Annotated in this window: 10 protein-coding genes; 8 read left to right on the top strand and 2 right to left on the bottom strand. The window is 52.3% G+C overall.

The features are described 5' to 3' along the window. Positions 1 to 25 precede the first annotated feature (25 nt). The 8 genes from HZS79_RS16530 (at position 26) to HZS79_RS16565 (ending at position 6,848) form a co-directional block, all read left to right on the top strand. Positions 26 to 379, top strand: coding sequence for a CidA/LrgA family protein (locus tag HZS79_RS16530; RefSeq protein WP_162219819.1), 354 nt, complete (start codon positions 26 to 28; stop codon positions 377 to 379). Further along, positions 369 to 1,088: an LrgB family protein gene (locus HZS79_RS16535; protein ID WP_179928402.1), complete on the top strand. Its 720-nt coding sequence runs from the start codon at positions 369 to 371 to the stop codon at positions 1,086 to 1,088. Before HZS79_RS16530 ends, HZS79_RS16535 begins: the two co-directional genes overlap by 11 nt. Positions 1,089 to 1,134: 46 nt before the next feature. After that, positions 1,135 to 2,178 carry a type I glyceraldehyde-3-phosphate dehydrogenase gene (locus HZS79_RS16540; protein WP_162219817.1) on the top strand — a complete coding sequence of 348 codons (1,044 nt, stop codon included), beginning with the start codon at positions 1,135 to 1,137 and terminating at the stop codon, positions 2,176 to 2,178. 47 nt (positions 2,179 to 2,225) lie between these two features. Continuing rightward, on the top strand, positions 2,226 to 3,395 hold the full coding sequence (locus HZS79_RS16545) for a phosphoglycerate kinase (protein ID WP_179928403.1): 1,170 nt from the start codon (positions 2,226 to 2,228) through the stop codon (positions 3,393 to 3,395). 82 nt (positions 3,396 to 3,477) lie between these two features. After that, complete coding sequence (gene fba / locus HZS79_RS16550; protein WP_162219815.1) at positions 3,478 to 4,542, top strand: class II fructose-bisphosphate aldolase; 1,065 nt, start codon at positions 3,478 to 3,480, stop codon at positions 4,540 to 4,542. A 264-nt stretch (positions 4,543 to 4,806) separates the two neighbouring features. Then, entirely contained in the window at positions 4,807 to 5,505 is a 699-nt protein-coding gene (locus HZS79_RS16555) for an HAD-IA family hydrolase (RefSeq protein WP_179928404.1), read from the top strand. Between the two features lies 1 nt (position 5,506). Next, positions 5,507 to 5,881, top strand: a complete 375-nt coding sequence (locus tag HZS79_RS16560; RefSeq protein ID WP_162219813.1) for a translation initiation factor Sui1 — start codon at positions 5,507 to 5,509, stop codon at positions 5,879 to 5,881. Positions 5,882 to 5,939: 58 nt separating this feature from the next. Next, on the top strand, positions 5,940 to 6,848 hold the full coding sequence (locus HZS79_RS16565; RefSeq protein ID WP_162219812.1) for a nuclease-related domain-containing protein: 909 nt from the start codon (positions 5,940 to 5,942) through the stop codon (positions 6,846 to 6,848). Positions 6,849 to 6,857: 9 nt separating this feature from the next. Here the strand turns inward: HZS79_RS16565 and HZS79_RS16570 are convergent, their stop codons facing one another. Further along, a complete protein-coding gene (locus HZS79_RS16570) occupies positions 6,858 to 8,201 on the bottom strand; it encodes a deoxyguanosinetriphosphate triphosphohydrolase (RefSeq protein ID WP_179928405.1) in 1,344 nt (447 codons plus the stop codon). Between the two features lie 120 nt (positions 8,202 to 8,321). Continuing rightward, entirely contained in the window at positions 8,322 to 9,857 is a 1,536-nt protein-coding gene (locus HZS79_RS16575) for a class I SAM-dependent methyltransferase (RefSeq protein ID WP_162219810.1), read from the bottom strand. Between the last annotated feature and the right edge of the window lie 632 nt (positions 9,858 to 10,489).

Genomic DNA, 10,489 nt, shown 5'->3' on the forward strand with positions numbered 1-10,489 from the left:
AGGTCAATCTAGCGCGGGGTACCTCATGCCCGCGCTAAATGGCCTGTTATGGCTAATTAGCTACTGGTTAATCGGAGAAGTGGTCATTCACTTCTCTGGCCTACCTTTTTCTTCAGGGGTGGTTGGCATGTTGTTGCTATGCGCCACCCTTGCCGTACTGGGACGCGTACCTTCAAGCTTAGCAGCGGCCGCTCAACCACTCATTGCACTTCTCGCCATGCTAATTATGCCTGGCGTTGTTGGTGTTTTTTTTATCCTGGATGAGCTGGCAGGCCAGTGGTTTGCTATTCTTTTTGGCTTACTGCTGGGAACACTGCTCAGCGTTATCACCACGTTATGGCTACTAAAACGGCTGATTGGACACGCCCATGCTCGCTAGCTGGCTGTCGCCATTAACGGTTACGCCGTTATTTGCTGTCGCGTTAACGCTTGCGGCGTACTTGCTGGGCAACGTGCTGTTTAGACGTCTTCACAATCCCTCTTGGCTACCAGCAATATTAATTGCCGCGCTTCTACTGGCGGCCATACTAGCCGTGCTGGGCTTGCCCTACGACACTTACCAGCAGGGTGCTACCTGGCTCACGATTTTATTGGGGCCAGCCACTGTTGCTCTGGGCATGCCACTCTATCAACAGCTGCCACGCATTGGTGAATTGTGGAAACCGCTTACGCTATGCCTACCAATAGCAGCCACACTTGCCGCTTGCTATGCTTTGGCGTTGGCTTGGCTACTCGGTGCTAGCCCTACTCTCCTGGCTTCTATTGCTGCCAAGTCGGTCACCGCCCCTATTGCTATCGGCATTACCGAGCAGCTCGGCGGCAGCGTTGCGCTACTAATGGGAGCATTACTGGTGACAGGCGTCATCACCATCCCATTAGTCAGCATCGCCGCTCGGCTACTAAAGATTGATGATGAGCGCATTATCGGTTTCGCACTCGGACTGAATGGCCATGCTATCGGCACCGTGCGCGCCTTTGAGCTAAGCCCCACAGCCGGTGCCTTTGCTTCGCTGGGTATGAGCTTAACCGGCATTTTTACCGCGCTATTACTGCCACTTGCCTGGCAGCTGATAAGCATCGCCAGCTGAAATACGCTATCATCGCGCATATTTTTCTTAAGAGCCGCTTCGCGACATGGCTAACGCAACCTCTAAGTATCGTATTGCCATTAATGGTTACGGGCGCATTGGCCAATGCGTGCTAAGAGCGCTGGTTGAACGCAACCTCCCTGAGCTTGAAGTGGTCGCTATCAATGAGCTTTCTGATCTTGCGACCATCACTTACCTTACCCGCTACGACACCACCCACGGTCGCTTTCCTGGCGACGTGGATCACGACGGTGAAGCATTGCTGATTAATGGCCAACGTATCCAGGTGCTCTGCGAACGCGACCCGCAAGCGCTGCCCTGGGCAGCATTAGACGTTGATCTGGTGCTTGAGTGCTCCGGCAGCTTTAAGGATCGTGTGACCGCGGAGCAACACTTAACCGCAGGGGCTAAGCGGCTGCTGTTTTCCCAGCCCGCTGAAAATGATGTGGATGCAACTATTGTATGGGGCATCAACGAGCACGAGTTAGCACTCTCCCAGCGTGTTCTGTCGGCGGCCTCCTGCACCACCAACTGCTTGGTACCGTTACTCACCGTACTAGATGAAGCATTGGGGCTTGAGCATGGCGTGACGACCACGATTCACTCAGCGATGAACGATCAGCCGGTCATTGATGCCTACCACCAAACTGACCTGCGTCTGACGCGCTCGGCCATGCAGTCAATTGTGCCGGTGGACACGGGGCTGGCCATAGGCATCAGCCGCCTTATGCCCAGCTTAGCTGGGCGTTTTGAATGCCTGCACGTGCGCGTACCGACCATTAACGTCTCCGCCATGGATGCGGCATTAACCGTACGTCACGACACCAGCGCCGCACAGGTTAACGAATTGTTGCGCAACGCTAGCCAACAGCGTTTAGCCGGCGTCCTGGGCTATACCGAAGCCCCCATGGCATCGATTGATTTTAATCACGATCCGCGCTCGGGCATCCTAGATGCCACGCAAACACGGGTCGCGGGCGCACGCTTGATCAAGTTATTGTGCTGGTTTGACAATGAATGGGGCTTTGCCAACCGCATGCTGGATATCAGCCAGCGGCTGGCATCACTTTCGACAAGTAATACTCGTTAGCTTGCAGTACTTCTTTTTATCCGTTTGAACACGAGGAAACCGCTCACATGAACGTGCAAAAAATGACCGACCTGTCCCTGGAAGGGCAGCGCGTGCTGATTCGTGAAGACCTTAACGTGCCCATCAAACATGGCCGTGTTTCCAGTGATGCTCGCCTACGCGCGGCGTTACCCTCTATTCAAACGGCGGCTCAAGCAGGTGCGAAAGTGATGCTGATGAGCCATTTAGGCCGCCCCACCGAGGGAGAGCCTGCTGAAGAGTTTTCGTTAGCCCCCGTTGCCGAACGCTTAAGCGAGCTGTTAGGTCACCCCGTTACATTAATCAAAGATTACCTCGAAACAGCGCCAACGTTGGCTAACGGCGATGTTGTGCTGCTTGAGAACGTGCGCTTTAACAGCGGTGAAAAGAAAGACGACGAGCAGCTTGCTAAGCAGTACGCAGCGTTGTGTGACGTGTTCGTCATGGATGCCTTCGGCACGGCACACCGCGCCCAGGCCTCTACCCACGGCGTGGCGCGCTTTGCCCCGCAGGCGTGTGCAGGACCGCTGCTTGCCCAAGAGCTTGATGCACTTAAAAAAGCACTGGCGACCCCAGCACGCCCCATGACAGCGATTGTCGGCGGCTCTAAAGTGTCCACCAAGCTAGACGTGCTCACGGCGCTTTCTGACAAGTGTGATCAGTTAATTGTCGGCGGTGGTATCGCCAACACGTTTATCGCTGCGGCAGGCTATAATGTGGGTAAGTCGCTCTACGAAGCAGATTTAATGGGTCAGGCAAAAGCACTTATGGAGAAAGTCTCCATTCCGCTACCAACGGATGTCGTCGTGGCCACCGAATTTTCTGAGTCTGCCAAGGCCGTCATCAAGCCGGTTGACCAAGTCACCGATAACGAAATGATTCTGGATATCGGCCCCGACACCGCCGCTTACCTGGCCAGCCTTTTAAAAGAGGCAGGCACCATTTTATGGAACGGGCCCGTAGGCGTGTTTGAAATTGACCAATTTGGCAAAGGCACCGAGGTGCTTTCCCATGCGATTGCCGACAGCAGCGCTTTCTCAATCGCAGGGGGAGGTGATACGTTAGCGGCCATCGACAAATACGCCATAGCCGATCGTGTTTCCTATATCTCAACCGGCGGTGGCGCGTTTCTTGAGTACGTCGAGGGCAAGCAGTTACCTGCCGTCGCCGCCCTCGAAGCTGCCGCTCAGCGCGGTTAATACTCAGCGATGTGAGATGGCATGTTTGCTGCTCTCATTCGCACAGACAACTCAATTTTGACAATACAGATAAGGTGACCCCATGGCTTTGATCAGCATGCGCCAAATGCTCGACCACGCTGCCGAATATGGTTACGGCATTCCGGCATTCAACGTTAATAACCTCGAGCAGATGCGCGCCATCATGGAAGCAGCTGACGCCACCGACTCACCGGTTATCGTGCAGGCCTCCGCAGGCGCACGCAAATACGCTGGCGCTCCTTTCCTGCGCCACTTGATCCTGGCAGCAGTGGAAGAGTTCCCACATATCCCGGTGGTCATGCACCAGGACCACGGCACCAGCCCTGCCGTATGCCAACGCTCTATTCAACTTGGCTTCTCCTCGGTCATGATGGACGGCTCCTTGGGTGAAGACGGCAAAACGCCGATGGACTACGACTACAACGTCGATGTCACCCGCCGCGCGGTAGAAATGGCGCATGCCTGTGGTGTTTCTGTGGAAGGCGAGCTGGGCTGCTTAGGTAGCTTAGAAACCGGCATGGCTGGCGAGGAAGACGGCATTGGTGCTGAGGGCAAGCTGGATATGGAGCAGATGCTCACCGACCCTGAAGAAGCCGCTGAATTTGTAAAAGCGACCCACGTGGATGCGCTGGCGATTGCCATTGGCACCAGCCACGGTGCCTATAAATTTACTAAACCACCCACCGGCGATACCCTTTCAATCCAACGCATTAAAGAGATTCACGCACGTATTCCCGATACCCATCTGGTAATGCATGGCTCTTCGTCTGTACCTCAGGAGTGGTTGGAAATCATCAACCAGTACGGCGGAAAAATTCCGGAAACCTACGGTGTGCCGGTCGAAGAGATTATTGAAGGCATTAAGCACGGGGTTCGTAAGGTGAACATCGACACCGATCTTCGTCTTGCTTCAACCGGCGCGGTGCGTCGTTTTATGGCTCAGAACCCTTCTGAATTCGACCCGCGTAAATTCCTAAAAGAGACCGTGACTGCCATGCGTGACCTATGTATCGCACGCTATGAAGCGTTCGGTACCGCCGGAAATGCGAGCAAAATCAAACCGATCAACCTGGAAGCCATGTTTCAACGCTACGAGCGCGGCGAGCTAGCCCCAAAAGTGAAGTAACCTCTACGCAGCAAAAAACCAAGGCGGCCACACTGGCCGCCTTGGCCAGTCACTCGACTCCCCTCCCAACCTGACTGCTCCCCAACAACCACTCATTCTCATGACGTTCATTACTGTCATTGGCTTTCACTGCACCAACAGCTTTGTGCTATCTTATAAAAAATAACAAAACAGTGTTCACAAATGGACAAAAATCTCGTTCAATAGCGATATGGTCGGCTTCAACCAACACAGGTAGTGCATATAGCACTGCAAGGAACGACAATGCCGCTTCCACTATTACTGTTTGATTGTGATGGCACCCTCGTCGATAGCGAACCGCTGTTAGCCGAAGAGATGGCTATCGGCCTGAACTCTGTCGGATTACCGTTTGCCTCCACTGACTATCTCGGCGAATTTAGAGGTGCTCGCTTTCGACGCATTGTGGCTGAGCTTCAGCAACGTTACGGCGATGTCGATACGGATCAGCTTGCCAGCATGGAACACTCCATGAGAGCGAGCTTGGCGAACCGCTTAGCCAATGAGCTGCAAGCCATTCCTGGCGCACGTGAATCGCTTGAAGTACTGAGTAATTATCCTAGCGCGGTTGTTTCCAATGGCCCAGAAAGTAAAATTCACACAGCGTTACACGCTACTGGCCTAGCGGATTACTTTGGTCAACGCTTATTTAGTGGTTATACCGCTAACTGCTGGAAGCCTGAGCCCTGTTTACATCTTCATGCAGCTAGTATCATGGGGTTTGCGGCAAGTGAATGTATCGCTATCGACGACGCGCTCGTGGGTGTAAGAGCAGCCCTACAGGCTGGGATGACAGTGATTCACTTAAACCGCTACCCAGATGCTGAAACCACGCCTGAAGGCGCTATCATGATTAGCAACATGTACCAATTGCCCGCAGTCGTTGAGCGTATCACCCATCAAAAATGGCAGGTATTGGCGCCTCAGCACTCAACCGAGAAATAGTATGGCTTCATTACGTGACCAGCTTGGCGGCCTTGTCTATTCAACCGAGCATGGAAAAACATGCCCAGGCTGTCGTGAGTCAATTGATCACTGCCGTTGCGAAGACCCTAGCGAACAAGCACGAATTGCCAGCTTAGATGGCATTGTGCGACTTCGCCGTGAAACCAGTGGTCGTAAAGGTAAAGGTGTGACGACCATCAGCGGCTTGCCTCTCTCTGGCACTGAATTGAAAACACTCGCTAAAACACTGAAGAAGCGCTGCGGCACCGGCGGTGCAGTTAAAGACGGCATTATCGAGATCCAAGGCGATCATCGCGAAACACTGCAACAAGCATTAACTTCATTAGGCTACCAAGTTAAATTTGCAGGTGGCTAACACACCTCTGTAATAACGATCTATCATGAGGTAGATCGCTAAAGGGCAAGGCACTGCAATGGTTTGGCTGGAATACCTGCTACCGCTTATTTTTCTGTTCCCCATGGCAGCCATGGGCGGCATTGTATTGGCATTACGTAGCCTTCATGATGCGCGCGTTCAATCGCCGTTTAACGCCCCCTTACGTGAGCCAGGCCAAGCACTTCGCCAACGTCTGGACCAAGCCTTCTCCAGCCTGTTTTTGAACGGCGCGTTAGGACCTATCGTAAGCCTTGCCCCGCTCGTATACGGCATGGGACGTATGCTGTTTGTCGAGAGGCAAGACTGGGTGGAGTGGGCGCTATATGGCTTACTCAGCACGCTGCTAGTATTAGGTTTCTCATTACTACTCATTCGCGACTATCAGCGTATTCGTCGCTTAAAACTCGGTTTAGCCTGCGAACTAGCCGTAGGGCAGGAACTGGAACGTTTGGTGCGCCCCGAAGCACACCCTTATTATGTGTTTCATGATGTTCCCACCGATAGCTTTACTATTGATCACGTTGTGGTCACCCCCCACGGTGTTTTCGTCGTTGAGACACGAGCTCGGACCCTGGCCATTGGCTCGGATGGAAAAGAAGATAACAACGTCGCTGTTGAACGTGAACGCCTGCGTTTTCCCAACTGGCAAGAGCGCCGCCCTTTGCATAAAACGCGCCAGGGCGTCAGTTGGCTAACGCAGTGGCTTGAGCGGCGCTGTGGCGTACCGGTTCCTGTACGGGGTGTGCTGGTATTGCCAGGGTGGAACATCGACACTAGCGAAGCGGCGCCGGATATTCTCGTTGTGAGTGGTCAACAACTAGCCCGCCAGTTAACCGAGCTAACACCCGGCCAGATGAGCGATGCTATTCACGATAAGGTCATTCATACCTTACTTGAACGCGCGCGCCTCATGGAGCTAAAGCACCTACGCCAACCCTCCGTGTGAAGACACTTACTAATCCCCCCGCAGGCGCCCGCCCATTTCTTGAGCCAGATCGACCGCGTAGTGGTCGGTCATACCGCCGATAAAGTCCAGCATACGGCGATAACTGTCATATAGTGTCCATGACGGTAGTGGCGTATTTTCACCTATGAGAGCCAATACCCGCTGATGTTTAAACGAACTCTGCCCCGTGTGGTGTAGTTCGTGAGCGGCACCAATAAAGGCTTCCAGTAGAATGCCCAGCGTGGTGTAAGCGCCTATTTCCAGCTTGGCTTTACGCTCATTTTGAAAAATACGCTCCCGAGCTAACTGTTTTGCCGCTTGTACGCCCCACCCCAAGTCAGGATGACACAATTCCAACAAATCCTGGCCTAACGTTCCACTGAGCAATGCCTGCTCATGCTGCACAAAGACGGCCCCTACATCATTGACGGCCCGCTCCATTGCCGCTCCCCTTAATAGCGCTATGCGGCGCCGCTGAGACACTTTCCGACTCTCCATCTCAGCGTATTCTGGGGGAAATTCACCGGCTATTTGGCGCAGTATCTCGACAACTTCTTCATAGCGAAGAATCCCCATCTCAAGCCCATCTTCCAGGTCGAGCAAGGCATAGCATATATCATCGGCCGCTTCGACTAACCACGCCAAAGGATGCCGGCACCAGCGGTGCTCACCCTGAGGCAGTAGCCCCACTGCATCAGCCACTTCTTTCAGCAGCGCCTGCTCCGATTGGTAGCAACCAAATTTCCCTGCACGCCCGCTGTAACGCACCGCCCATGGGTATTTAAGCAACGTGCCGAGCGTTGCTGCGGTCAAGCGCATCCCACCATTAAACTGGTTGTACTCTATCTGTGTAATAACACGGAAACCTTGAGCGTTACCTTCATAGGTGAGCAGGTCTTTACGTTCAGCGTCGGACAAGCCGTCTAACAGGCCGCTTTTTTGGGCACGAAGAAACCAGTCACGAATGGCATATTCGCCAGCGTGCCCAAAAGGCGGGTTACCAATGTCATGGCCTAAGCAGGCTGTCTGAACGATAACCCCCAAATCAGCTGGCGTGATCCAACTTGGTAGGCGGTCTCGTAATAGCTCACCCACGATCATGCCCAAAGAACGCCCGACACAGCCCACTTCCAATGAATGCGTCAAACGGGTATGGATATGATCATTTTCTGTCAGCGGGTGGACTTGGGTTTTCCGCCCTAGGCGTCTGAAGGAGCCTGAAAAAACAATTCGGTCATGGTCTTTATGAAAGGGGCTACGCCCTATTTCATGCGTGATTTCACGCATACCGCCCAAACGTTTATCGTGAAGGCGTTGGGGGGATAGTAACCGGTCCCATTGCATTTGCGTCATAGCGTTCCTCCGTGAGAGCAACATTCTGACATAAAACCATGATGGATAACTGCTTTCTAGTATCAGGCATGCGCATAACAGCTCAGAGTGCTATGCGCATGAGTATTCTTAACCGATTGGCTAAATGATCTTCAACGCTTGGTAGAGTGGCAGGCGATCATTGAGGAAATTACCTGCTTGACGTTCAAGCTCAGCCAAATTCTCATCCTGACTGGCAATAGGCTTGCCATCTTTAAGCAGGCATTTATTCTGAGAAGCCAAAATACGCCAAGCAAACGTTGCTAACGACTTAGCAGTATCGGCTCCTTCCAGCGTGGCAAGAAGGAAAAACTGATGAAACAGCGGAACCGCTAGGCCACCACCGGTAACCGGGCTTGCAAGATAACTGAGTTCTGTTGTGCTTCTAGATTGGCTCATCAAAAAACGGTTAAGCCGCCCGACTTTAGACACTGCCTGGGCAATACTCTCATCAGATTGAGCGGGGAGAATAGCGCCTTTCGCTGCTAAGATAGCCACGGCACTGTTCATTGCCGAGCGGCTCACGCCTTTCTCTTTGGCCGCTTGCCAAAGCTCTGAAATATAGACAGGTTGATAGGCTGACAGCACCTCTAGCAACGGTTCATATATATCGCTGGGTAAGTCGAAATTACCCAGCCGCCCAGCGATTTTGAACTGCACATCTTTACGTGGTACCCCCATCACGACACGTAAACCATCCAACATTTCGTCTTGATCAAGCGTACTTAAACGACGCGCTCCTTTCACCCAATAGTCGGTCCGGAATTGACGATTCTCACAAAAATCGCGTACTGACTGGCGGAAGACCGGGTTAGGAATACTATTGATCAGGTTCAGTTGCTCACTGGTGAGCTGAATACTATCGATGGCATCGGCATACCTTGCACTGCACGCCCAATCCATCTTAGCAGGCTCTAACCAACGCGCCATTTTGGCAAACGCCATTGGCTCCCAGTCACGGTTAAAGTACTCATGAGCCACATAGTTTTTATTATCTTGTTTAATTTTATCCAACCGGTTTTTAATCTGTGGGTTAGCCTTGCAGTACTCTGGGTTCACGGCCACCAACTGCTCGGCAAACGTGATCGCGTCTTCAATTCGCGAAATGGTACCCGCCCCCTGAGCGCTCATAAGATCCGCGTGCTCGGCTAATAGGTCACGCATAGGCACCATCGCTGCCCACCCTGGTTGTGTGTTGTAGCTAATGTACAACACACCTCCCACCTTCAACTTACGACGAATAAAATCGACAATCACTGCACGGTTTTCATCCGAAATCCAACTCCAAATACCGTGAAGACCGATATAATCAAACTCAGGAAGATCGTCACGCTGGCAAAATTCATTAAAGGCATCATCATGCAGCTTTGCGTCTGCACCGCTAATAGAGGATAGTTCCTGAGCAAACGCCGCTTGATGGGGGTTAAAATCAGTCCCGTACCAGTTTATTTGTGAGGCAGCTGCATGAATATTAGTGCTGATGCCCTGCCCAAACCCTAGCTCACAGGCATTAATAACGTTTGGCGGCCGAATGCCTGCATTGATAAACCCTAGCGCAATTCGCAAAGGATTCAGCTCAGCGTAATATCCATAAGTATAACTAATATCCGCTACGTATCCAGACGTCCAATCCGACATAACACCTGCTCCTAAGCGATGGCGTATTATTCAATTTTTAAGCGAAGTCACCTATCAGCAGAGCCTGAGAAACAGATAGAAAATACAAATATTGCTCTTCTACCTCTGATACAAACTCGGTGACATAAACCCTGAGACAAACGCTGTTGTTAGAGTCTTGATAGTGAAGTATTTGTTCCATTGGGTCTACTGAAGAGATGGCGGGAAGTTTGAAGGATTGTTACGCAACCACTCGCTATATAGTTGAATAAATTCGTAAACTTTTTTTACCTCCTGCTAAGTCACTTTCTTTCACACATAAAAAACCCCAGGGCGGACGCCCTGGGGGGCTTTTTCGAATAAGTAACTGACGATGACTCCACCCCAGCCCTCCGTGCCACCCTTGTCATTCCCGCAGGCCCTTAGCGGGAATCCATGTTGACCTGGGATTTCGGGCTGCTGCAGGCCAAGGTGGATTCCCGATACCCCCACTCGGGAATGACGGCGCAATGACTAGGGAATGACGGTGCGATAAGCACAAACAAAAAACCCAGCCGGTTGGCTGGGTTTCTTGTTTAATAAGTGCCTGACGATGACCTACTCTCGCATGGGGAGACCCCACACTACCATCGGCGCTAAGCGGTTTCACTTCT

Origin of the sequence: Vreelandella zhaodongensis, from assembly GCF_013415115.1 — a bacterium.
GTDB lineage: Bacteria > Pseudomonadota > Gammaproteobacteria > Pseudomonadales > Halomonadaceae > Vreelandella > Vreelandella zhaodongensis.

Excerpts from the sequence above, each read along its gene's own strand:
- HZS79_RS16530 (WP_162219819.1), top strand. The coding sequence starts at position 26 with ATGCCCGCGCTAAATGGCCTGTTATGGCTAATTAGCTACTGGTTAATC.
- HZS79_RS16535 (WP_179928402.1), top strand. The coding sequence starts at position 369 with ATGCTCGCTAGCTGGCTGTCGCCATTAACGGTTACGCCGTTATTTGCT.
- HZS79_RS16540 (WP_162219817.1), top strand. The coding sequence starts at position 1,135 with ATGGCTAACGCAACCTCTAAGTATCGTATTGCCATTAATGGTTACGGG.
- HZS79_RS16545 (WP_179928403.1), top strand. The coding sequence starts at position 2,226 with ATGAACGTGCAAAAAATGACCGACCTGTCCCTGGAAGGGCAGCGCGTG.
- fba (WP_162219815.1), top strand. The coding sequence starts at position 3,478 with ATGGCTTTGATCAGCATGCGCCAAATGCTCGACCACGCTGCCGAATAT.
- HZS79_RS16555 (WP_179928404.1), top strand. The coding sequence starts at position 4,807 with ATGCCGCTTCCACTATTACTGTTTGATTGTGATGGCACCCTCGTCGAT.
- HZS79_RS16560 (WP_162219813.1), top strand. The coding sequence starts at position 5,507 with ATGGCTTCATTACGTGACCAGCTTGGCGGCCTTGTCTATTCAACCGAG.
- HZS79_RS16565 (WP_162219812.1), top strand. The coding sequence starts at position 5,940 with ATGGTTTGGCTGGAATACCTGCTACCGCTTATTTTTCTGTTCCCCATG.
- HZS79_RS16570 (WP_179928405.1), bottom strand. The coding sequence starts at position 8,201 with ATGACGCAAATGCAATGGGACCGGTTACTATCCCCCCAACGCCTTCAC.
- HZS79_RS16575 (WP_162219810.1), bottom strand. The coding sequence starts at position 9,857 with ATGTCGGATTGGACGTCTGGATACGTAGCGGATATTAGTTATACTTAT.